Source organism: Trinickia sp. (genome assembly GCF_051953955.1).
Classification (GTDB): domain Bacteria; phylum Pseudomonadota; class Gammaproteobacteria; order Burkholderiales; family Burkholderiaceae; genus Trinickia.
In genome coordinates this window covers 1-23,137 of the sequence record NZ_JBQCIF010000074.1, presented here as the reverse complement: position 1 = coordinate 23,137, position 23,137 = coordinate 1, and the positions used below count along the sequence as shown (strand labels likewise).

21 protein-coding genes are annotated in these 23,137 nt (G+C 65.5%); 18 read left to right on the top strand and 3 right to left on the bottom strand.

Annotated elements, in window-relative coordinates; genetic code table 11:
- Window positions 1–127: 127 nt before the first annotated feature.
- Window positions 128–637, top strand: coding sequence for a DUF1993 domain-containing protein (locus tag ACTHNZ_RS13740; protein ID WP_440543051.1), 510 nt, complete (start codon window positions 128–130; stop codon window positions 635–637).
- A gap of 86 nt (window positions 638–723) precedes the next feature.
- Here ACTHNZ_RS13740 and ACTHNZ_RS13735 read toward each other — a convergent pair whose 3' ends face one another.
- On the bottom strand, window positions 724–1,362 hold the full coding sequence (locus tag ACTHNZ_RS13735; RefSeq protein ID WP_440543050.1) for a LysE family translocator: 639 nt from the start codon (window positions 1,360–1,362) through the stop codon (window positions 724–726).
- Window positions 1,363–1,577: 215 nt separating this feature from the next.
- Entirely contained in the window at window positions 1,578–3,023 is a 1,446-nt protein-coding gene (locus tag ACTHNZ_RS13730) for an NAD-dependent succinate-semialdehyde dehydrogenase (RefSeq protein WP_440543049.1), read from the bottom strand.
- A 258-nt stretch (window positions 3,024–3,281) separates the two neighbouring features.
- Between ACTHNZ_RS13730 and ACTHNZ_RS13725 the strand changes: the two genes are divergently transcribed.
- The 4 genes from ACTHNZ_RS13725 (at window position 3,282) to ACTHNZ_RS13710 (ending at window position 7,275) form a co-directional block, all read left to right on the top strand.
- A complete protein-coding gene (locus ACTHNZ_RS13725) occupies window positions 3,282–3,584 on the top strand; it encodes an ArsR/SmtB family transcription factor (protein WP_440543048.1) in 303 nt (100 codons plus the stop codon).
- Between the two features lie 108 nt (window positions 3,585–3,692).
- Window positions 3,693–4,751: an alkene reductase gene (locus ACTHNZ_RS13720; protein ID WP_440543047.1), complete on the top strand. Its 1,059-nt coding sequence runs from the start codon at window positions 3,693–3,695 to the stop codon at window positions 4,749–4,751.
- 19 nt (window positions 4,752–4,770) lie between these two features.
- A complete protein-coding gene (locus ACTHNZ_RS13715; protein WP_440543046.1) occupies window positions 4,771–5,529 on the top strand; it encodes an SDR family oxidoreductase in 759 nt (252 codons plus the stop codon).
- Between the two features lie 9 nt (window positions 5,530–5,538).
- Window positions 5,539–7,275 (top strand): tetratricopeptide repeat protein, encoded by a 1,737-nt coding sequence (locus ACTHNZ_RS13710; RefSeq protein WP_440543045.1) that lies wholly within the window; start codon window positions 5,539–5,541, stop codon window positions 7,273–7,275.
- Window positions 7,276–7,417: 142 nt separating this feature from the next.
- Here ACTHNZ_RS13710 and dapA read toward each other — a convergent pair whose 3' ends face one another.
- The gene (dapA, locus tag ACTHNZ_RS13705; protein ID WP_440543044.1) at window positions 7,418–8,275 is read right to left on the bottom strand and encodes a 4-hydroxy-tetrahydrodipicolinate synthase; all 858 of its coding nucleotides are present in this window, start codon (window positions 8,273–8,275) and stop codon (window positions 7,418–7,420) included.
- Between the two features lie 361 nt (window positions 8,276–8,636).
- Between dapA and ACTHNZ_RS13700 the strand changes: the two genes are divergently transcribed.
- The 13 genes from ACTHNZ_RS13700 to ACTHNZ_RS13640 all read left to right on the top strand — a co-directional run bounded on the left by ACTHNZ_RS13700 (window position 8,637) and on the right by ACTHNZ_RS13640 (window position 23,096).
- Window positions 8,637–9,929: an aspartate carbamoyltransferase gene (locus ACTHNZ_RS13700; RefSeq protein WP_440543043.1), complete on the top strand. Its 1,293-nt coding sequence runs from the start codon at window positions 8,637–8,639 to the stop codon at window positions 9,927–9,929.
- Window positions 9,930–10,249: 320 nt separating this feature from the next.
- A complete protein-coding gene (locus ACTHNZ_RS13695) occupies window positions 10,250–10,936 on the top strand; it encodes a 2Fe-2S iron-sulfur cluster-binding protein (RefSeq protein ID WP_440543042.1) in 687 nt (228 codons plus the stop codon).
- A gap of 19 nt (window positions 10,937–10,955) precedes the next feature.
- Window positions 10,956–11,978, top strand: a complete 1,023-nt coding sequence (locus ACTHNZ_RS13690) for an FAD binding domain-containing protein (RefSeq protein WP_440543041.1) — start codon at window positions 10,956–10,958, stop codon at window positions 11,976–11,978.
- Window positions 11,975–14,197: a xanthine dehydrogenase family protein molybdopterin-binding subunit gene (locus ACTHNZ_RS13685; protein WP_440543040.1), complete on the top strand. Its 2,223-nt coding sequence runs from the start codon at window positions 11,975–11,977 to the stop codon at window positions 14,195–14,197. The genes ACTHNZ_RS13690 and ACTHNZ_RS13685 overlap by 4 nt, the downstream gene beginning before the upstream one ends.
- A gap of 9 nt (window positions 14,198–14,206) precedes the next feature.
- Window positions 14,207–14,797, top strand: coding sequence for a nucleotidyltransferase family protein (locus ACTHNZ_RS13680; protein ID WP_440543039.1), 591 nt, complete (start codon window positions 14,207–14,209; stop codon window positions 14,795–14,797).
- A 188-nt stretch (window positions 14,798–14,985) separates the two neighbouring features.
- Window positions 14,986–15,144, top strand: a complete 159-nt coding sequence (locus ACTHNZ_RS13675; RefSeq protein ID WP_440543038.1) for a hypothetical protein — start codon at window positions 14,986–14,988, stop codon at window positions 15,142–15,144.
- 211 nt (window positions 15,145–15,355) lie between these two features.
- Window positions 15,356–16,897, top strand: a complete 1,542-nt coding sequence (locus ACTHNZ_RS13670) for a methyl-accepting chemotaxis protein (protein ID WP_440543037.1) — start codon at window positions 15,356–15,358, stop codon at window positions 16,895–16,897.
- Between the two features lie 204 nt (window positions 16,898–17,101).
- Entirely contained in the window at window positions 17,102–18,847 is a 1,746-nt protein-coding gene (locus ACTHNZ_RS13665; protein ID WP_440543036.1) for a peptidoglycan D,D-transpeptidase FtsI family protein, read from the top strand.
- A 247-nt stretch (window positions 18,848–19,094) separates the two neighbouring features.
- Window positions 19,095–19,298 (top strand): hypothetical protein, encoded by a 204-nt coding sequence (locus ACTHNZ_RS13660; RefSeq protein ID WP_440543035.1) that lies wholly within the window; start codon window positions 19,095–19,097, stop codon window positions 19,296–19,298.
- 154 nt (window positions 19,299–19,452) lie between these two features.
- Window positions 19,453–20,559, top strand: a complete 1,107-nt coding sequence (gene pdhA / locus ACTHNZ_RS13655) for a pyruvate dehydrogenase (acetyl-transferring) E1 component subunit alpha (protein ID WP_440543034.1) — start codon at window positions 19,453–19,455, stop codon at window positions 20,557–20,559.
- Window positions 20,552–21,535: an alpha-ketoacid dehydrogenase subunit beta gene (locus ACTHNZ_RS13650; RefSeq protein WP_440543033.1), complete on the top strand. Its 984-nt coding sequence runs from the start codon at window positions 20,552–20,554 to the stop codon at window positions 21,533–21,535. Before pdhA ends, ACTHNZ_RS13650 begins: the two co-directional genes overlap by 8 nt.
- Window positions 21,532–22,653: a dihydrolipoamide acetyltransferase family protein gene (locus ACTHNZ_RS13645; RefSeq protein ID WP_440543032.1), complete on the top strand. Its 1,122-nt coding sequence runs from the start codon at window positions 21,532–21,534 to the stop codon at window positions 22,651–22,653. The genes ACTHNZ_RS13650 and ACTHNZ_RS13645 overlap by 4 nt, the downstream gene beginning before the upstream one ends.
- 287 nt (window positions 22,654–22,940) lie before the next feature.
- Window positions 22,941–23,096 carry a DUF3309 family protein gene (locus ACTHNZ_RS13640; RefSeq protein ID WP_440543031.1) on the top strand — a complete coding sequence of 52 codons (156 nt, stop codon included), beginning with the start codon at window positions 22,941–22,943 and terminating at the stop codon, window positions 23,094–23,096.
- Window positions 23,097–23,137 lie beyond the last annotated feature (41 nt).

Below are 23,137 nucleotides of genomic sequence, written 5' to 3'. Positions count from 1 at the left end.
GCAAACATCGCCGCATCGGCATATCATGGCCCGCGCCGGCAAGCGAGCCGTTCGGCCCGGCGCCAAGCCCATCATTCCGATCAACCGTCGGAAAAGTCAAATACCACACATGGAAGGAAGTCCGCACATGTCCCTGTCTACTTACGATGCTTCCGTGCCCGTTTTCACGCGCGGCCTCACGAACCTGCGCGCGGTGCTGCAAAAGGCGCACGATCATGCGTTGACGAAAAACATCGAACCGTCGGTTCTGCTGTCCAGCCGGCTTTATCCCGACATGCACCCGCTCACTCGGCAAGTGCAGATCGCATCCGATGCGGCGAAGTTTTGCATCGCACGGCTGGCCGGCGTGGAGCCGCCGCCCTATGAGGACGTCGAAACGACGTTCGACGAGCTGTACGCCCGCATCGACAAGACGATCGCTTACCTGCAGGAGTTCGATGCCGCCAAGCTCGAAGGCAGCGAATCGCGCACGGTGACGCTCACCGTGCGCAGCGGCAAGCACGAATTCGTGGGACAGGTCTATCTACTGCATTTCGCGTTGCCGAACTTCTTCTTCCACGTAACGACGGCCTATGCGATTTTGCGTCACAACGGCGTGGAACTCGGCAAGTTCGATTACCTGGGCAAGATGTCGTAAGGGAATCAGACGTTACGGCGGCAGCTGCCACAAGCGCCGCTGCCTCGGCTTTGGCGCCGGTTCGCTGCCGACGGCGCTGCGCGTTTTCAATCGAACGACAGACGCAGCGCGAAGCCGATCAACGCGGCGGAGAAAGTCCAGCGCTGCAGCGTTTGCGCGAGCGGATACTTGCGCAGGATAGTCGAGATGCGCGCCGCACCCAGTGCATAAAGCGCGTCGAAGCACGCCCCGACGATCACGAGGACGACGCCGAGTTCCGTGACCTGAAGCGCCACGGGGCCGGCGGCCGGCCGGATGAACTGCGGCAGCAGAACGGAGCAGAACAGCAGCGCCTTGGGGTTCAGCAGATTGGTCAATAGTCCTTTGAGGAAGACGGGCCTCAAGGCCCCTCGCCCGCCGGCCGAAGCCGCTTCCCGGCCATCCGCCTGCACCGTGAAGACGGGCGAGCGGAAAATCTGGATCGCGATATAGCCGAGGTAGGCGGCGCCGCCGTAGCGGACGATCTCATAGAGCCACGGCGCGGCCTTGAGCAGCGCGGCCACGCCGCAAGCCGAGAGCGTTACGTGCGTCGCACGCGATACGGCCAGCCCGCCCGCCGCCGTGAGCCCCCTGCGCGGGCCTTGGGCAATGCTCGTTTGGAGGGTCAACGCCATGTCGGGGCCGGGAATCGCATAGACGACGATGAGCGCCACGATGAAGGCAATGAGCAAGTCGGCGGAGATCACGGCAACCTCGATATCGCTTGTTGAGTCAGGAAACGATATTTTGCCGCTTGATCCGGAGCGAATTCCGGCTATTTTATGACGACTTCATAAAACAAATAGCGGATTGCGCTCAATCAATCCGCCGCGACGCGGTTTTTCTGCACGACCAACGACGGCGGCGCCCTGAAAGCCCCGGGACGCCGTCGCCATCGGCACCGAACCGCCGCGGTGCAACGTCAGACGGCGGCGACCGTCACCGATTTCGACACGAGATACGGCTCGAGCGCCTCGGGGCCGCCTTCGGAGCCATAGCCCGAATCCTTCACCCCGCCGAACGGCATCTCCGGCCAGGGCGTGGCCGGCTGGTTGATCCAGAGCATGCCGACTTCGAGGCGCTGCGTCAGCAAATGCACGTTCGCGAACGACTTCGTGAAGGCGTAACCGGCGAGCCCGTAGGGAAGCCGGTTCGCCTCGGTGATTGCCTCGTCGAGCGAGTCGAACCCGCGAATCGCGGCAACGGGCCCGAACGGCTCGTTGTTGAAGACGTCGGCATCGAGCGGCACGTTGGAGAGCACCGTCGGCGCGAAGAAGTTGCCTTGTGAGCCGACCCGCTCGCCGCCGGTCTCGATGCGCGCACCCGTCGCACGCGCGTTTTCGACGACCGACGCCATCGCCGCGAGCCGGCGCGGATTCGCGAGCGCGCCGAGCGTGGTGCCCTCTTCGAGGCCGTTGCCCACCTTCAGTCCTTCAGCATGCTTGACGAGCGCGCGCGTGAACGCATCGCGAATGCTGTTGTGAACGAGGAAGCGCGTGGGCGAAATGCAGACCTGGCCCGCGTTGCGGAATTTGGCACCGCCGGCGGCCTTCACCGCGAGTTCGACGTCGGCATCCTCGGCCACGATCACCGGCGCGTGGCCGCCCAGCTCCATCGTCGCACGCTTCATGTGCTGGCCGGCGAGCGCGGCCAATTGCTTGCCGACCGGCGTCGAACCCGTGAACGTCACCTTGCGGATCACGGGGTGGGCGATCAGGTAAGAGGAGATTTCGGCTGGGTTGCCGAACACGAGACCGATCACGCCCGCCGGCACGCCGGCATCGGCGAACGCGCGCAACAACGCGGCCGGCGAGGCGGGGGTTTCCTCGGGCGCCTTCACGAGGAACGAGCAGCCTGTCGCCAACGCGGCGCTGAGCTTGCGTACGACTTGGTTGACGGGGAAGTTCCACGGCGTGAACGCCGCGACGGGGCCGACCGGCTCGCGCACGACCATCTGCTGGGCGCCGAGATTGCGCGGCGGCACGATCCGCCCGTAGACGCGCCGGCCTTCGTCGGCAAACCATTCGATGATGTCCGCGGCGGAGAGCACTTCCACGCGGGCTTCCGCGAGGGGCTTGCCTTGCTCCTGCGTCATCCACTGCGCGATCGTCGCGGCGCGCTCGCGCACGAGCGCGGCCGCCTTGCGCATCGTCGCCGCGCGCTCGTAGGCGCTGACCTTGCGCCAGGTTTCGAAGCCGCGCTGCGCGGCGGCCAACGCGCGGTCGAGATCCGCGATGCCCGCGTGCGCGACCTTGCCGATCGCCTCGCCGGTGGCGGGATTGACGACGTCGATCGTCTTGCCGCTGGCCGCGTCGCACCATTCGCCGTCGATCAGAAGTTGCGTATCCGTGTAAGTGCCGTTTGCCATCTATGAGTCCCCTACTTTCCGCGAAAAAGCGCTTCCCGCCGTACGAGCAAGTACAGGCAAGTACAAGCCAGGGAGCACCGGTTGCATGACCGGGGCAGCATACTCGTCTTTCGCCAACCGCGTGCGAGACGCTATCGCCCCCTTAGTCAACGAGGTTTCTACGTACATCGCTAAAAAGCGATATAAGATTCTACCAACGACGATCGATGTTTGCTTCGACGCATGCCGCGCGAAGGCCGATCGTCCGAACGGCTTGCAATGACGATAGATATCGACGCCATCCATAAGGCATTGGCCAATCCCGTGCGGCGCGAGATTCTCGCGTGGCTCAAGGAGCCCGGTGCCTACTTTGCCGAGCAGGAGCTGCCGCTCGATTGCGGCGTATGCGTCGGGCAGATCAACGCGCGCTGCGGCTTGTCGCAGTCGACGGTGTCGGCTCACCTCGCCACGCTGCAAAGCGCGGGGCTCGTGACGGTGAAGAAGATCGGCCAGTGGAGCTTTTTCAAGCGAAACGAACCCGTCATTCAAGCGTTTCTCGAATCGCTGCGCGCCGAACTCTAGGGCATATGCGCCGCTGAGCGTTCGCGCGCAGTCCGTTGGATACCCATTCACGTTCGCATAGACGGCGGCACGCATCTTGGCGTGCCGCGCACATGAGGAAAACTTGCCATGCCCACTCTGTTCGACCCGCTCGTCATCGGTGATTTGACACTGCCCAACCGCATCATCATGGCTCCCCTCACACGGCAACGTGCCGGCGACGCGCGCCTGCCGAACGCATTGATGGCCCAGTACTATGCCGATCGCGCATCGGCCGGGCTGATTCTCAGCGAAGCGACGTCCGTGACGCCGCAGGGGGTAGGTTATGCGGCCACGCCCGGGATTTGGTCCGATGAGCAAGTGGCCGGATGGAAGATCGTGACCGACGCCGTGCATGCCGCGGGCGGCCGCATTTTCTTGCAGTTGTGGCACGTCGGGCGCGTCTCGGATCCGATCTTCCTGAACGGCGAACTACCTGTCGCGCCGAGCCCGATCGCGCCGGGAGGCCATGTGAGCCTCGTGCGACCGCAGCGGCCGTTCGTCACGCCGCGCGCGCTCGACCTCGACGAAATCCGCGGTGTCGTCGCCGCCTTCCGCAAAGGGGCGGAAAACGCGAAGGCCGCCGGGTTCGACGGTGTCGAGGTGCACGGTGCGAACGGTTATCTGCTCGACCAATTCCTGCAAGACAGCACGAATCGGCGCACCGACGCATACGGCGGTTCGCTCCAGAACCGCGCACGCCTCTTGCTCGAAGTCGTCGACGAGTGCATCGCCGTATGGGGCGCCGCACGCGTCGGCGTTCACCTTGCACCGCGCGGCGATGCTCACACGATGGGCGATTCGAACCCGGCCGAAACGTTCGGCTACGTGGCGCGCGAGCTAGGCAAGCGCCGCATCGCGTTCATCGCCGCGCGCGAATCGCTGGGCGAGAACCGCCTCGGGCCGTCGCTGAAGCAAGCGTTCGGCGGCGTCTACATCGCGAACGAAAAATTCACGAAGGAGACGGCGCAGCAAACGCTCGACGCGAGCGAAGCCGACGCCGTCGCATGGGGGCAACTCTTCATCGCGAACCCCGATTTGCCGGCGCGCTTCAAGCTCGATGCACCGCTGAACAAACCGAACCCGGAAACGTATTACGCCCCGGGCCCCGAGGGTTACGTCGATTATCCGACGCTCGAAACCGCTTGACGCTCGCTGCGACGCTGACATGGCCGCCACCTCTCATCCCATCACCAAGGCGATCGTCACGGGGCACACGCGCGGCCTCGGCGCCGCGCTCGTCGATGCGCTGCGCGCCCGCGGCATCGACGTGCTCGGCGTCTCGCGGTCGCGTCGAGCGGCGGCGGTCGATGCCGCTGCACCGGCAGGCCGCTTCGAAGAGGTCGAGCTCGATCTCTCCAATAGCGGCAAGCTCGCGCAATGGCTGGCCGGCGATACGCTCGCGCGATTCTTGCGCGGCGCCGAACGTGCGCTGCTCGTCAACAATGCGGGAACGCTCGGTCCCGTGGGCCCGAGCGCGGTGCAGCCGCCCGCCGAGGTCGCAGCGGCCGTCGCATTGAACGTCGCGGCCCCGCTGATGCTGGCCGGCGCGTTTTCGAACGCCACGTCCGGCATCGCCGATCGGCGCATCGCCCATGTTTCGAGCGGCGCCGCGCGCAATCCGTACCCGGGATGGAACATCTACTGCGCGACGAAAGCGGCACTCGATCACCACGCGCGTGCTGCCGCGCTCGATACCGAACGAGGCATGCGCGTGGCAAGCGTTGCGCCGGGCGTCGTGGATACCGAAATGCAAGGGCAAATCCGCGCCGTCGACGAGACGCGATTCCCGTTGCGCGAGCGCTTCGCCGAAATGAAGCGTTCGGGGCAATTGACGTCGCCCGAGGAAGCGGCAAGCAAGTTCGTCGAGTATCTGCTTTCCGACGCGTTCGGACGAACGCCGACAGCGGACGTCCGGTCGCTATAATCGGGGCCCATGAGCAAGCCCGGCAACCCGCGCCATATCGATAATCTGCTTCGCGAAGCCATCGAGCTTCAGCAAAACGGCGCATTTGCCGAAGCGGAAACGACTTATCGTGAGATTCTCGCGCTACGTCCGCGCCACTTCGACGCCCTGCAGTTGCTGGGCGCGTTGGCGCTGCAGCAGCGCCGCTACGAGGAAGGCGTCACGTTTCTCATGCGGGCGCTCGAGATCGACGCTCGGCAAGCGCCCGTGCATTCGAACCTGGCGTTCGCCCTCAATCCGCTCGGCCGTCACGACGCGGCACTCGCCGCGGCCAACCGCGCGCTCGCGCTGAAGAGCGGTTTCGTCGATGCTCAGAACAATCGCGGGGTTGCGCTTGCGGGCTTGGACCGGGCCGACGAGGCGCTCGCCAGCTTCGAAAAAGTGCTGGCCGCGAAGCCCGACTTTCCCGAGGCGTGGAGCAACCGCAGTTGCGCATTGCGTGATCTCGGCCTGCCCGAGGACGCCGTCGCCAGTTGCGATCGTGCACTTGCCTTGCGCCCAAATTACGCCGAAGCGTGGAGCAATCGCGCCAACGCGCTGTCCGACCTCAATCGTCCCGCCGATGCGCAGGCCAGCTACGAACGCGCGTTGGCCGCATCGCCGGACTTCGCGGACGCCTGGAACAATCTAGGCCTTACGTTCGTCGATCAGAATCGGCATGCCGATGCGCTCGCCTGCTACGAGCGCGCGCTGGCACTGTCGCCCGATTCGGCCGAGACGCACTGGAATCGAGCGCTCTGCCTGCTGCAAATGGGCGATCTCGCCGCCGGCTTCGCCGAATACGAGTGGCGCTGGCGCCGCAAGCGGATCGCGCCGAGCCAGCGCCGGTTCGATGCACCGCTGTGGCTCGGCGATGCCCCGGTCGAAGGGAAGACGATTCTGCTTCACGCCGAGCAAGGTCTCGGCGACACGCTGCAGTTCTGCCGGTATGCAGCGCTCGTCGCGAAGCGAGGCGCGCGCGTCGTGCTTGAAGTCCAGCCCGAACTCGAACGCTTGCTTGCTGGACTGGAAGGCGTCGACGAACTCGTTGCGAGCGGCGAGCCGCTGCCCGCGTTCGATTTTCATTGCCCGCTTTTGAGCTTGCCGCTCGCGCTGCGCACCGTTGCATCGACGATTCCCGCCGATACGCCGTATCTGTTCGCCGATGCGCAAGCCTCGGTGCGGTGGCGTGCCCGCATCGAGTCGGCGGTGCCTCGACACACGCTCAAGGTCGGCTTGGTGTGGGCCGGCGGTCATCGCCCTCATGTCCCCGAGTTGAGAAAGAACGACGCGCGCCGCTCGCTCAGCGTCGATCGCTTCGCGCCGATCATGCAAGTGCCCGGCGTGCAATGCTTCAGTCTGCAAAAAGGCGAGAAGGCGGCTCGGCAGTTGACCGCGATGCGCGAGCATCATGAGGCAAGCCGGCACGTGATCGACTGGACCGAGGAACTCACCGATTTCGCCGACACGGCGGCGCTCGTCGACAATCTCGATCTCGTGATTTCGGTTGATACGTCCACGGCGCATTTGGCCGGAGCGATGAACAAGCCTGTCTGGATCTTGAACCGGCTCGATACCTGCTGGCGCTGGATGCTCGAGCGAGAAGATACGCCGTGGTATCCGAGCGCACGGCTGTTTCGGCAGCCGACGCTCGGAGATTGGGACAGCGTGATCGAAAGGATCGCGCATGCGCTGGCGGCGGTTGCGGCGGGCGCAGAGCGGCGCTGATACGGCGCGACGCGCGGCGCAATCCGCCGGGCGAAATGGGGGCGTCCCGTGAAAATCATGATCGGCGGCATCGCCGGCTGGCTGGACGAAGGCTTCGCGCCGACGACCGGAGCCGATGCGCCACCCTCGCCCGCCCCCTCGCTCAAGCTGCGAGCAACGCCGCCAATTCGCGAGTGAGCTCATCGCTCGCGCGCATCATCGGCGCACGCAACTCGTTGGCGATGCGGCCTTCGATCGCCAGCGCAGCCTTCACCGGCGCGGGATTCGGCTCGGACACCAACGCCCGCAGCAGCGGCACCAATTCGTGATGGATTGCGCGGCCTTCCTCGAGCGCACCGCGCGCCAATGCGCGGTGCATCTCGACGAAACGCTCCGTGCGCAAGTGAGCCGTCGCGGCGATCGCGCCCGCGCCGCCCATGCACATCGACGCGAACATCGCATCGTCGTTGCCGGTCAGCACCTGAAGCCGTCCGTCGAGAATCAGCGCCAACGTCGTTTCGGGCGAGCCCGCGCAATCCTTGATCGCCTGTATGCGAGGATGAGCGGCGAGCGTGAGCAGCGTGTCGAGTTCGATCCGCACGCCAGTCCGGTATGGAATGTCGTAGATGACGATGGGCTTCGCGCTGGCATCCGCCAGCGTCGAAAAATAATCGACGATGCCGGACTGCTGCGGCCGAATGTAGTACGGCGCGGTAATCATCACGCCGTCGATCGGCTGCTCGCCGAGCCGCAATACGCGCTCGCGCACGGCAGCGACCTGATTGCCGGCGACGCCCGCGATGACCGGCAACCCCTCCGCCGCTCGCACGATCGTTGCCAGTACCGCATCTTGTTCGTCATCCGTCAGCGACGCGGGCTCGCCCGTCGTGCCGAGCGCGGCGAATCCCGCCACGCCGGCACCGCGATAGCGGGCAACGAGCGCGGCAAGCGCGCGATGATCGACCGCGCCCGCCTGGAACGGCGTCACGAGCGGAATCCAAATACCGGAAAAAATCGACATTGCTTCACCTCAAACAGGACCGAATCAGATCCGAGGGAAGCGCCGGGAAGGCAGAAGTAACCAGAAGAAGCGGTGTTGATGCTGTCCCGTCGCGTCCGACGGCACAGCGCACCGGTCAGACGTGCGGCTGTTTTTTCGCTTTGGAAACGGCGAGCGCAGTTACGCGGCTACACAGACCGTGCAGACGCGAGAGAGCGATGACCGAGGGAAGATAAACGGGGCGCGTTTCCATTCGGCGCAGTGTACAGGGTCAGTACAGGTCTCGCCAACACTTTTCCGGTACTTTTTCCGAGTATTCCTTGACTTCCCGGCGCGGCGACGTACTATACGCAGCGCGCATATTTTACGACGAGGCCCGCCGATGACCGTCCCCCAGCAAGCCTTCCTGCGCGACGCCATGCGCCACATGAACATGACGCGCGAAGCGTTCGCGAACCGCATCGGCGTGAGCCGCCGGGCGCTCGACACCTGGCTTTTGCCCGACGATTCGCAAGAATCGCGTTCGATGCCGGAAATCGTCGGCCGCTTCGTCTCCGAGATCGTCGTGAACAGCGCGCGCGACGAAGGATATACGCAACGCGTAGATTCCTCTTCGCTAGCCAGCCGCATTCTGTTCGAAGGGAAGGCGCAATTGCTGTCGGTCGATCAGTTTTCGCGCGAATCGGTGGAGGCGCTGTTTCGCGTGGCCGACGTCATGCAGCCGATCGCGCGGCGGCAGAAGATTTCGCGCGTGCTCGAGGGCGCCGTGCTCGGCAATCTTTTCTTCGAAGCCAGCACGCGCACGCGCGTATCGTTCGGTGCGGCGTTCTGCCGGCTCGGCGGATCGGTCTGCGATACGACGGGCTTCACGTTCTCGTCGATGGCCAAAGGCGAATCGATCTACGATACGAGCCGCGTCATGAGCGGCTATGTCGATGCGCTCGTCGTTCGGCATCCCGAGCAAGGTTCCGTGGCCGAATTCGCCCGCGCGACGAATCTGCCCGTCATCAACGGCGGCGACGGGCCCGGGGAGCATCCGAGCCAAGCGCTGCTCGATCTCTATACGATTCAGCGCGAATTTTCGCGGCTCGGAAAGATCGTCGACGGCGCCCATATCGCGCTCGTCGGCGATCTGAAATACGGCCGCACCGTGCATTCGCTCGTGAAACTGCTCGCGCTGTATCGCGGCATCAAATTCACGCTGATTTGCCCGCCCACGCTCGAGATGCCTGCATACATCGTCGATCAGATCTCGCGCAACGGCCATGTCGTCGAACAGTCGAGCGACCTCGCCGCCGGCCTGCGCGGCGCCGATGTCGTCTACGCCACGCGCATTCAAAAAGAGCGCTTCACCGACGAATCGTTCGAAGGCTACACGCCCGACTTCCAAATCAACCAGGCGCTCGTCGATGCCGCCTGCGGGCGCGATACGCTCATCATGCATCCGCTTCCGCGCGACAGCCGCCCCGGCGCGAACGATCTGAGCACCGACCTCAATCACGATCCGCGCCTTGCGATCTTCCGCCAAACCGATAACGGCATTCCCGTTCGAATGGCCATCTTCGCCGTGCTGCTGGGCGTCGATCACCTCGTTCAGCATTCGATGCGCGATGCGGCGTGGCGCCCGCCCGCCTACCTCGGACCGGACGATGCGGTGTTCCACGGCATCGATTGACCGCCCTTGCCCCGCCCCATTCCGGTGCTCCAGCCGGCAGATTTTCGCTGACCTGCTATAACACTCCTCTGACGCGCGATGCATCGCGCGATGCATCCCCCGCGCGTACTCCGTAGTCGACGGTCGGCGGCGCGCGCCCGCTCGTATGTCACCGTTCGGAGTCACACGCGAGCCTGCCCGCGCAGGCATCGCACTTGCTCGCCACCATGCGGTTTGCATTCGCGCGGTTCTTGATCAGGTTCTTGATGAATTGAATCGCATTCGATTGCCGCCGGCTGCCGCCCGCAGACTGCCGCCTTTACGGAGCTCCGTTCATCGTCATGTCCAAGCCCGACGCTCCCAACGATGTTCCGCACGCGCCGAATCTCGCTCGGCGCCGTTTTCTGCAATCCGCCGCCGCGGCTGCAACGATCGGCGCGGCGCCGCCCTTGCCTGCCGAGGAATCCCCGATGACCGAGCCCTCGTCCTCGCTTCCGCCCTTGCGCCCGGCGCCGCCCGCTCGCCCCGTGCGGCTCACGATCAACGGCCGCCCCCACGTCCTTCAGTTGGAGCCGCGCGTGACGCTGCTCGATGCGTTGCGCGAATATGCAGGCCTGACCGGCACGAAGAAGGGCTGCGATCGCGGGCAATGCGGTGCATGCACCGTGCTCGTGGGCGGCCGACGGATCAATTCATGCTTGACGCTGGCCGTCATGCACGACGGAGAGTCGGTCACGACGGTCGAAGGACTGGCGCAGCACGATACGCTGAGCCCCATTCAGCGCGCGTTCATCGAGCACGACGCTTTCCAATGCGGCTACTGCACGCCGGGTCAGCTGTGTTCGGCCACCGCCTTGCTCGACGAATTCAAGGCGGGCACCGCAAGCACCGTCACGCAAGATGTCCGCGCTCGGCCGCCGGACCTGACCCAGGATGAGATTCGCGAGCGGATGAGCGGCAATATCTGCCGCTGCGGCGCCTATCCGAACATCGTCGCGGCGGTGCGCGTCGTCTACGAACGCGGTTGACAGCCAAAGGAGCGCAGTCATGCAAGCAATCGCGTACGAACGCGCAACCGATATCGCGGGCGCGCTGCGTGCGGCACGCGAACCCGGCGTCGCGTTCATCGGCGGCGGCACGAACCTGCTCGATTTAATGAAAGGCGGGATCGAGCGGCCGATCAAACTCGTCGACATCACGCATCTGAGCGACGACGGCCTCGATGCCGTCACGACGCTGCCCGACGGCGGCATTCGCATCGGCGCGCTGATGCGCAACAGCGACGCGGCCAATCATGCCCTCGTCAGAGAGCGGTATCCGCTGCTCACGCAGGCGCTCGTTGCCGGCGCCTCGGCGCAATTGCGCAACATGGCGACCGTCGGCGGCAACCTCATGCAGCGCACCCGTTGCCCGTACTTCTACGACACGGCATTTTCGGCCTGCAACAAACGCGCGCCCGGCAGCGGATGCGCGGCGCTGGACGGCTACCATCGCACGCACGCCATCTTCGGCGCGAGCGAGTCCTGCATCGCCGTGAACCCGTCCGACATGAGCGTGGCCCTCGCCGCACTCGACGCCACCGTTCAAGTGAGAGGACCCGGCGGAGCCCGCGGCATCCCCATCGGGCAATTCCATCGTCTGCCGGGCGATCGCCCCGATATCGATACGACATTGCACCCCGGCGAGATCATCACCTCGGTCGATTTGCCCGCCTCGACGCTGTTCACCCATACGAGCTACCTGAAGGTGCGGGACCGGGCGAGCTATGCGTTCACGCTCGTCTCGGTCGCCGCGGCGCTCGAGTTGCAGGGGGACACGATCAAGGGCATACGGATCGCGCTCGGCGGGGTGGCGCACAAGCCGTGGCGCGCGAGCATTGCCGAAGACAGGCTCGCCGGGCAGCCGCTCAGCGACGCCGCATTGCATGAAGCCGCCGCGGCACAGATGCACGATGCTCGGCCGTTGCGCGACAACCGTTACAAAGTCACGCTCGCCGAACGCGCCATCGTGCGCAGCGTCAATGTCGCCGCCGGACGCGAAAGCGCCGGCGTCACGGGAGCGCCCGCATGAATACAGTCGGCCAACCGCTCGATCGCACGGACGGTGTCCTCAAAGTCACCGGCGGCGCGCGTTATGCCGCCGAATTTCCGGCCGCGCAGCTCGCGCATGCGGTGCTCGTCACGAGCACGATCGCTTGCGGGCGTGTCGCCTCGATCGACACGACGCGTGCCGATGCGATGCCAGGCGTGCTGCTCGTGATGACCTCGCGCAACGCGCCGCGCTTGCCGAACGGCGGACGCCCCGAAGTCGCGCCGCCCGCACAGCGTCGGCTCTCGCTGCTGCAGGACGATGAAGTGCGATACGACAACGAGCCCATCGCCGTCGTCGTCGCCGATACGCTCGAGCGTGCGGTCGATGCGGCCGCGCAGTTGCGCGTCGGGTATGCGCCTGCCTCTGCCTCGCTCGATTTTGCCGCGGCGAAGACGCACGGCCATCCGCCGGCGTCGATGATCGGCGGCAAGCCCGATACGGAACGCGGCAACGTCGAACATGGCCTGCGCGAAGCAAGCGCACGCATCGATGCTGTCTATACGACGCCGATGGAGCATCACAATCCGATGGAGCCTCACGCGATCATGGCATCGTGGGAAGGGCCTCGCCTGACGCTCTACGACACGACCCAAGGCGTAGGCAATGCCCGCAAGGCCGTCGCGACGTTCCTAGGCATGCCGCAGGACGACGTGCACATCATCTCGCCGTTCGTCGGCGGCGGCTTCGGTTGCAAGGGCTCGGTCTGGTCGCACGTCGTGCTCTGCGCGATGGCCGCCCGGGAAGTCGGCCGGCCCGTTCGGCTCGCCTTGACGCGGCCGCAGATGTTCGGCTCCGTCGGCGGCCGCCCCCACACCGAACAGCATCTCGTGCTGGCGGCGCGCCAGGACGGCACGCTCACGGCGATGCGCCACGAGACCTATTCGAATACGTCGACGTTCGAAGACTGGACCGAAACGTCGGGTGTCTTGACGCGCATGCTCTACGAAGTGCCGAATCTCGCAACGACGCACCGGCTCGTCCCGTTGAACGTCGGCACGCCGACCTTCATGCGCGCCCCCGGCGAAACGACGGGTTCGTTCGCGCTCGAATCGGCGATGGACGAACTCGCCGCGACATTGAAGATGGACCCGCTCGCATTGAGGCTGAAGAATTATGCCGAGATCGACCCGCAAGAGCGCAAGCCCTGGTCGAGCAAGCAACTGCGCGAATGTTATCGAATCGGGGCCGAGCGCTTCGGCTGGTCCAAGCGCACGCACGCGCCGCGATCGATGCTGAGCGGCTCTACGCTGATCGGCATGGGCATGGCCACCGCAACGTACCCGGCTCACCGAAGCGAGGCAGCCGCATTCGCTCGCATCTTGCCGGACGGGAGCGCAGTCGTCGGATCGGGCACGCAAGACCTCGGCACCGGCACCTATACCGTCATGACGCAAGTCGCCGCCGATGCGCTCGGGTTTCCGCTCGAGCGCGTGAGCTTCGCGCTCGGCGATTCGTCATTGCCGCACGCACCAGTCTCCGGAGGATCGCAATCGGTCGCGAGCGTCGCGCCCGCGGTCAGAGAAGCGGCGAGTGCCGCGCGTGCGCGCTTGATCGAAATGGCTTGTGCGGATGCCGGCTCGCCGCTGCACGGGATGGCGGTGGCGGACGCGACCGTTGCCGACGGGTGGGTCGTTGCGCGCCACGATCCGTCGCGCCGCGATCCCGCGGCAGCGATCATCGCCCGCGCCGGCGGCCGGCCGATCGAGGGGCAGGCCACCGCCAAGCGCGGAAGCGAAGCGCAGCGATACGCGTTTCATTCGTTCGGGGCCGTGTTCGTCGAAGTGCACGTCGATGCGGCGCTGGGGACGATTCGCGTCCCACGCATCGTCGCGGTCTACGATGTGGGCCGGCTGCTCAACGAGAAGACCGGCAAAAGCCAACTGATGGGCGGCATCGTCTGGGGTGTGGGCGCGGCCCTCGAGGAAGCGAGCGAACTCGATCCGCGCTACGGCCGATTCGTCAACGCGAATCTGGCCGAATATCACGTACCGGTCAACGCCGACATCGGGACGATCGACGTCAGCGTGCTCGATGTGCCCGATCCCTACATCAACGCACTCGGTGCGCGAGGCATCGGAGAAATCGGCATCACGGGCGTGCCCGCGGCGATCGCGAATGCCATCCATCATGCCACCGGCGTTCGGGTGCGCGACCTGCCCATCACGCTCGACAAGCTGCTGCAACCGGCCGTCGTGTAAGCTGCCGCCATGACCTACGCCTCTTCCACCACGGCGCTGCTGCTTGCGGCGGGACGCGGTACACGCTTCGATTCCACGGGCGTTCAAGACAAGCTCTTGGCGCCGCTGCCCGACGGCACCCCGGTCGCGTGCGCCGCCGCACGCGCGTTGCTGGCGGTCCTGCCGCACGTCACCGCGGTCGTGCGCCCCGGCGCCGAGGCGCTGGCGCGCGCACTGAACGACGCCGGCTGCGACGTCGTCTTTTCCACGGACGCAGAGCGCGGCATGGGCGCGAGCTTGGCTGCCGGCATTCGCGCGACGCACGAGGCGGAAGGTTGGATCATCGCACTGGCCGACATGCCGTGGATCGCATCCGCGACGATCGAGCAGATCGCACGGCGCATCGATTCGGGCGCATCGATCGTCGCGCCCGTTTATCGCGGGCAGCGCGGCCATCCCGTCGGCTTCGGCGCCATGCACCGCGAAGCGCTGTCTTCCCTAGATGGCGACGTCGGCGCGCGCCGCATACTCGAAGCGGCCAACGTCACCGCGATCGATGTGGACGATCCGGGGGTGCTGGCCGATGTGGACACCTACGCGGACCTCCATCGTCAACCGTAGATCTCCGAGATCCTTTCGATTCTTCCCCCGGCACGGCCGATGCCGGCCGCCTGCGCCCCGCGCCTCGCGTCCCCGCCTTCGCCGGCGCGCAGAAATGGCGCCCGCCGCGCCCATGGATGGCGTATAAAAGTAACGAGTCTAGACGCCGTCTCCGATGTGATCACCACTTGTTACGGATACGCAAAACCATGAACTTTCGCATGCATACCGCGCCGATTCCCGACCCCGTCGCCGACCCCACGCGCGATCCCGAGGGCGAGCCGGTCATCCCGCCCGCACCGGGCCATCACAACGACGAACCGCAACGTCCCGAAGGCCCGCCCGATAAGAACCCATCGCAACGATAAAGCGCCCTCCCTCGCGGTTCATTGCACGACTGCCGATGAACGATGTACGGCAGGCAGTGCAGCGGCGAACGATTCGCAATCAGGGTTTCTCCCTCTGCGCCGCTCGATTCGACGAGTCGATAGACCGGTCACATGCGGCTTTGTCCAAAGCATTCGTCATACGAAGCCGCCGACCGAAGGACTTCTCGAGAGCGACGACGCAATGGGAAAAATGACCCTCAACAAAAAGCTTGGCTCGATGATCGCGGTGCTCTGGGCTGGACTCATCATGATCGGCATCGCCGGCGTCTGGCAAAACCGCACTTCGATGATCGACGATCGTAAGGGCGAGCTCGTAGCGCTCGTGCAGCAAGCGAACAGCGTCGCCCAGCATTATTACGACGCGTCGCAACAACACGCGATGAGCGAGGACGACGCGAAGAAACAAGCGCTGGCCGCCATTGCGGTGCTGCGCTACGGCAAAGACGGCTACTTCTCGATCAACGACTCGCAAGCCGTCATGCTCATGCATCCGATCAAACCTGAGCTCATCGGCAAGAACCTCTCCAATTTTGCCGATCCGGCCGGCAATCACCTGTTCCTCGACATCGTCAAGGCAGCGCAGCAGGACAAGGGCGGGTTCGTCCATTACTTGTGGTCCAAGCCGGGCAGCGAAGTCCCCGTGTCGAAGCTGTCGTACGCCCTGCGGTTCGCACCGTGGGATTGGGACATCGTCACCGGCATGTACATGGACGACGTCAACGCGGCATTCATTTCGAATCTGATTCGCTGGGTGATCATCATCGGCACGCTCGGCATCGTCGCGACCGCGGCGATGGTGCTCGTGCTGCGCAGCGTGCGCCGAGGGCTCGGCGGCGATCTCGAAGTGGCAGTCGACACGGCTCGCCGGATCGCCCAGGGCGATCTCACCGCGCGCATTCCGGTCACGCATGGCGACGACTCGAGCCTCATGGCCGTGCTCGCGCAGATGCAATCGGGCTTGGCGCACGCCGTCATGCGCGTGCGCACCGGCACCGAGAACATCAACGTCGGTGCGAGCGAAATCGCGGCCGGCAATACCGATCTGTCGCAGCGCACGGAGCAGCAGGCGGCCGCGCTCGTCGAAACGGCGTCGAGCATGGACGAAATGACGACGAACGTGAAGATGAATGCGGAAAGCGCCTCGCAAGCCGCGAAGCTCGCGGAGCAGGCAGCCGGCGTCGCCACGCGCGGCAGCAGCGTCGTGGACGACGTCGTGCGCACGATGCACGAGATCACGTCGAGCTCGCAAAAGATCGGCGACATCATCGGCGTCATCGACGGCATCGCCTTCCAAACCAACATCCTGGCACTCAATGCCGCGGTGGAAGCGGCGCGCGCGGGCGAGCAAGGGCGTGGCTTCGCCGTCGTCGCCTCGGAAGTGCGCAGCCTGGCGCAACGATCGGCCACGGCGGCCAAGGAGATCAAAGCGTTGATCGAAACGTCGACGAATACGGTCGACCAAGGCGCGGCCCTCGTCTCGAACGCCGGTTCGACGATGGGTGAGATCGTCCAATCGGTGCGCCGCGTCAATGAGATTCTCGAAGAAATCAGCCACGCATCGCGCGAACAGAGCGCGGGCATCGAGCAAGTGAATCGCGCCGTCGGCGAGATGGATAAAGTGACGCAGCAAAACGCGGCGCTCGTCGAGCAGGCGGCCGCGGCCGCGCAGTCGCTGAAGGATCAGGCGGGCGTGCTGCGCGAGGCGATCTCGGGATTCTCGCTGCCGGCATAGGAGGCGCACGAGCCGTATGACTCGTGCGACCCGCCGCGGCCGACGCCCGTACTCGGCGCCGGCCGCGCTCCCGCATTTCAGCGAAGACGCCCCGCAGCAGCGGCTGCGGGCACCGCATTCGATCGCGCGGGTTTCGACAAACTTACAATTTAATTACAATACGGCGTCCGCGCCCTCTGGCGCTTCATCTCACGGCGCCGCCCCATGCCCGCATCGAACCGGAAACGCACCACGCCGTATTCGTCTCGCTCGCTTGCGAACGACGATCTGATCGCCCCTCGCTGGCATCCGAAACGGTCATCGTGCGTCATGGCCGTCATCACGCTCGCGTTCGCCGCATTGGTTGCCCGCGCCGGCTGGGTGCAAATCGTCGAACACGAATTCCACGTCGCTCAGGGCGAAAAGCGGCACAGGCAAATGCTGGCGCTCGAAGCCAAACGCGGGCCCATCGTCGATCGACACGGTGCCTTGCTGGCGGTGAGCCTGACGACCTACGAGATCTGGGCCGAGCCCGAGCGGATGGAACGTTCAGCCATCGAACAACTGGCGAACGCACTCGCGCTGCCCCCCGCTCGCTTGCGCGAGCGGCTCGATTCGGGGCGCAGTCATGTCCTGTTGAAACGCCATGTCGATGCGCAAGCTGCCGGACGCATCGCCGATCTCGGCTTGGCAGGCATCACCCAGGTGCCTTCGTCGAAGCGCTTCTATCCCGAAGGCGAATCGGCCGCGCATGTCGTCGGGTTGACCGACGCAGACGACGTTGGGCAAGAAGGGATCGAGTTGGCAGCCGATCAATTGCTGACCGGCGAACCCGGCGAACGCGAAGTCATCCGCGACCGGCTAGGACGCATCGTCTCGGATCTGCGCCCGCTCGTGCCCGCGCATCACGGACAAACCGTGCGGCTCACGATCGATCGGCGCATCCAACAGCTCGCATTCGCCCAACTGAAGGCGGCGCTCGAACGCCACCGCGCACAGGCGGGCAGCGTCGTCGTGCTCGACGCGGCGTCGGGCGAAATTCTTGCGCTGGCGAATGCGCCATCGTTCGATCCGAACGCTCGCGCCGGACTCACCGCAAGCACGATGCGCAATCGCGCCGTCGTCGATACGTTCGAACCGGGCTCGACGATCAAGCCGCTCGCGATCGCCACCGCACTCGATGCCGGGAAAGTCCATCCCGATACGCTCATCGAGACGGCGCCCGGCCGGTACAAAATCGGACCGAACACGATCCACGATACCTCCAACCACGGCACGGTCAGCGTGGCGCAGGCACTCGCCACGTCGAGCAACATCGCGCTCGCCAAAATCGCTTTGACGCTGCCGCCGGAAACGCTATGGACGGCTTATCGCCAATACGGCATCGGGCTTGCGCCGCCGTTGCCGTTTCCAGGTGTCGCCGCCGGAAAGCTGAGGCCGTGGCAGCGCTGGCGCCCCGTCGAGCACGCGACGATGGGCTACGGCTACGGCTTGTCCACGTCGCTGTTGCAGATCGCACAAGCTTACACGGCGCTTGCCGGAGACGGGACGCTGCGGCCGGTGGCGCTAATCGCGCAAGACGATGCCGCCGCGGCGGCACCGGTCAATGCCGCCTCGCTACGGGTGACGACCGAATCGAGCGCGGCTGCGCTGCGCACGATGCTGGAAGCCGTCACGCTCGCGGGCGGCACGGGCGGCGCGGCCCGTGTCGAAGGCTACCGCGTGGGCGGCAAGACAGGCACCGCTTGGAAGCATGCCGGAACGGGGTACGCGAAGAACAAGTACCGCTCGCTCTTCGTCGGCATCGCCCCCATCGACGCACCACGCCTCATCGTGGCCGTGATGATCGACGACCCATCGAGCCGGTCCTATTACGGCGGTGCCGTCGCCGGCCCGGTGTTCGCGGCCGTGGCCGGCGGGGCGCTGCAATTGCTCGGCGTACCTCCGAGTTCATCGACACCCGAGGCGTAGGATTTGCTCGCACCGTAGCAGGCGTGCGAACGTGCCTAGCCCCGCCGCGCTTCCATTCGATCCGGTCCTCAAAGAACGGCTCGCGCTTTGCATCGTCGTGGCTACAATCGATTGAGCGCCCGGCGCTCTGCCCTTCGTGCCGTGCGCTTTCCTCGGCGGAATGACCGCCGTCCACTTATTCTCGGGGCGCCGCGCCTAGCCGCACGTGCGTCGTTCGCGCTCGCGCGGGCCTCGTCGGGAGAAAGCGATGAAAGAAGCAGCCAACGGCGATGTCACCGCGTTCGTTCAAACCGCCGAGCATCAAGGCGGCTACGTATGGGTCCTCACGCTCGTGGATTTCGCGGCTCGGGAAGTCAAACGCTCGCTCGTATCGGACGAAACTTACGCCACGAGCGCCGCCGCGCGCGATGCCGGCAACGCCCGTTTGCAAGGCATGGCAGCCGACGCATGATGCCGGGCGCACAGCAGCCGGTGCGCGCGTGCGTGCGTATCGATGCCCGCGCATGGCGATGACCCTGTCTTGTTTTCGGTCGCAAACGTACTAACGTTTGAGGGAGAAGAAAGATAGCGCCCGATTGGGCGGCGCTCATTCAGGACATTCGATCATGACGACGGTCGCCGGCTTTCGAATCGAGTACACGCGATTTCTCGATGCTGACGGCGTACCGACACAGCCGCTTCCCGCCTTCGCCGAAGACGCGGAAACCTTATCGGCGTTCTATCGCGCGATGGTGCTCACGCGCGCGTTCGATGCAAAGGCCGTTGCACTGCAGCGCACGGGCAAGCTCGGCACCTTTGCGTCTTCGGTCGGGCAAGAGGCGATCGGTGTGGGGCTCGCATCGGCCATGCGGCCCGAGGATGCCCTGTTCCCCTCCTATCGCGACCACGCCGCGCAATTGCTGCGCGGCGTCACGATGACGGAAAGCCTGCTCTACTGGGGCGGCGACGAGCGCGGCAGTTGCTTCGGCGCGGCACCGCATGATTTTCCGAATTGCGTTCCGATCGGCACGCAGCTTTGCCATGCCGCGGGTGCCGCCTACGCGTTCCGCCTTCGCGGCGAAGCGCGTGCGGCGGTGGCGATCGTCGGTGACGGCGGCACCTCGAAAGGCGACTTCTATGAAGCGATGAACATGGCCGGGGTCTGGCAGGCGCCGCTCGTCATCGTCGTCAACAACAATCAGTGGGCGATCTCAGTGCCGCGCGCGCGCCAAACGGCGGCGCAAACGCTCGCGCAAAAAGCGATCGCGGCCGGGATCGAAGGGCAACAGGTCGACGGCAACGACGTCATAGCCGTTCATGCGGCCGCGCTCGCCGCACTGGCCAAGGCGCGGCGCGGCGACGGCCCTACGCTGATCGAAGCGTTGAGCTACCGCCTCGGCGATCACACGACGGCCGACGATGCGACGCGCTATCGCGATCCCGAACTCGTCGCTCAGGCATGGCTTGCCGAACCGATCGTGCGTCTACGCAAATACTTGCTTTCTCTCGGCATATGGGACAAATCGCGAGAAGACGATCTCGGCCGGGACTGCCAACGAAAAGTCGAAGCGGCCGTGCAGGCCTACCTGTCCGTGCCGCAACCCGACGTTTCCGCGATGTTCGATCATCTCTATGCGTCCCTTCCGCAGACGATGAACGAGCAATTGCAGAGCGCTACGCACTTCTCGAACCACGACGATCACGCCCACGATACGGAGCACGGACATGGCTGACGTCGCGCTCGTCGAGGCCGTCAATCTCGCGCTGGCGCACGCGCTCGAGCACGATCCGGCGGCCGTGCTGCTAGGCGAAGACATCGGTGCGAACGGCGGTGTGTTTCGCGCGACGCTGGGCTTGCAAGCGCGCTTCGGCGCGCAGCGCGTGCTCGATACGCCGCTCGCGGAAACCGGGATCGCGGGAACGGCGATCGGCATGGCGGCGATGGGTCTTCATCCGATCGCCGAAATTCAGTTCACGGGTTTCATCTATCCGATCGTCGATCAAATGCTCAACCACGCGGCACGCCTGCGGCATCGCACGCGGGGCCGGCTCAGTTGCCCGCTCGTGATTCGCTCGCCGTGCGGTGCCGGCATTCATGCACCCGAGCACCACTCGGAGAGTCCCGAAGCGCTGTTTGCGCACATGCCGGGCCTGCGCGTCGTCATGCCTTCGTCGCCCGCGCGCGCCTATGGACTGCTGCTGGCGGCGATCCGCGACCCTGACCCGGTGGTCTTTCTCGAGCCGACGCGCCTGTATCGCTTGTTCAAGCAAAGCGTCGAGGACAACGGCGAGGCACTGCCGCTCGACACCTGCTTCGTGTTGCGTGAAGGCAGCGACGTCACGCTCGTCGCGTGGGGCGCCATGCTTCAGGAAGTGCTCAGGGCTGCCGATCAATTGGCCGCGGACGGTATCGCCGCCGAGGTCATCGACGTGGCCACGCTCAAGCCGCTCGACATCGACACGATCTTGGCCTCCGTCGCCAAGACGGGCCGTTGCGTCATCGTGCACGAGGCGCCCCGCACCTGCGGCCTCGGCGCGGAGATTGCGGCGGCGATCGCCGAGCGTGGACTTTATTCGCTGCTCGCGCCCATCGAGCGCGTGACGGGGTACGACGTCGTCGTCCCGCTGTTCCGGCTGGAGGCACAGTACATGCCGAGCGTCACGCGCATCGTGAGCGCCGTGAGAAAAACGCTCGAGGCGTCGACATGAACATCTTCAAGCTGCCCGATCTGGGCGAAGGCCTGCAAGAAGCGGAGATCGTCGAATGGCACGTGAAGGCCGGCGATCCGGTGACCGCGGATCAACCTCTCGTATCGGTCGAAACGGCAAAGGCGATCGTCGATATTCCGTCGCCCCAGACGGGACGCATTGCGAAGCTGTACGGCAATAAAGGCGACATCGTCCATTTGGGCGCCGCGCTCGTCGGGTTCGAAGGGGACGCGGGCCGGACGGATACCGGCACCGTCGTCGGACGGATGGAAACGAGCGAACAGGTCGTGCATGAAGCGGCGCCGAGCTTCGCCGCGCCCACGGGCGTGCGAGTCGGCGCGACGGCCGTGAAGGCGACGCCCGCCGTGCGCGCGCTGGCCCGCAAGCTCGACATCGACGTGACGATGGTCATGCCTACCGGGCCGGACGGGGTCGTGACCTCGAGCGACGTCGAACGAACGGCGAAGCTGCTGGCCGAACTGGGCCCGCCCGAGGCGCTGCGCGGTGTGCGGCGCGCGATGGCGCAAAACATGGCGCAAGCGCAAAGCGAAGTGGCGGCCGCCACCGTCATCGACGATGCCGACATCGATGCTTGGGGGCCCGGCGCCGACGTGACGGTGCGATTGATTCGCGCACTCGTGGCGGGCTGTCGCGCGCAGCCCGGACTCAATTCGTGGTTCGACGGGCGCAGCGCGAGACGGCGCGTGCTGGCGAAAATCGACGTAGGCATTGCGGTCGATCTGCCCGACGGGCTCTTCGTGCCCGTGCTGCGCGACGTTGCGCACCGCGACGCGGCCGACTTGCGCGCGGGCCTCGATCGGATGCGCGCGGACGTGAGGGCGCGCAAGATCCCGCCGGAGGAAATGCGCGGCAATACGATCACGCTGTCCAACTTCGGGATGATCGCAGGGAAATATGCGGCGCCCATCGTCGTGCCCCCCACCGTGGCCATACTCGGCGCCGGGCGCGTGCACGATACCGTCGTGGCGTGCCAGGGAAAGCCGGCCGTGCATGCGATCTTGCCGCTCAGCTTGACGTTCGATCACCGCGTCGTCACGGGCGGCGAAGCGGCTCGCTTTCTGGCGGCCGTCATTGCGGATCTCGAACTCGCCGATTAACGGCGGGGCTCTCTTGACCTCTCTTTGCATTTGCACATGCGCCGCCCTCCATGGCGGTCGGCGCGGTGCGGCCGTAGGAGGGGGCGGCACGATGCGATACGTCGTCTCGGCGTATCGCGTTTGTAATGTCGCCCAACGTCCGGCGCTGCCAATGCCCTGCGCACGAACGCCGAACCCCCGCCGCGGCTAGGGCGCGCGCACCTCAGAACCTGCCCGGCATATATGTTGCGGCTCTGGGCGGAAGCGGCTGGCGCCGCCCGTTCAATCATACGAAAAGGGAGGGCAACATGTTAGGCACCATCTTGCTCGTCATTCTCATCTTGCTGCTGATCGGCGCATTCCCGGCCTGGCCGTACAGCCGCGGGTGGGGTTACGGGCCGAGCGGCGGGCTTGGGCTCATCGTCGTCATCGTCGTCATCTTGGTCGTATTGGGCCGCATATAGCCAAGCAACACGAGCGCTCGCACCGGCCGGCACCCGCAATG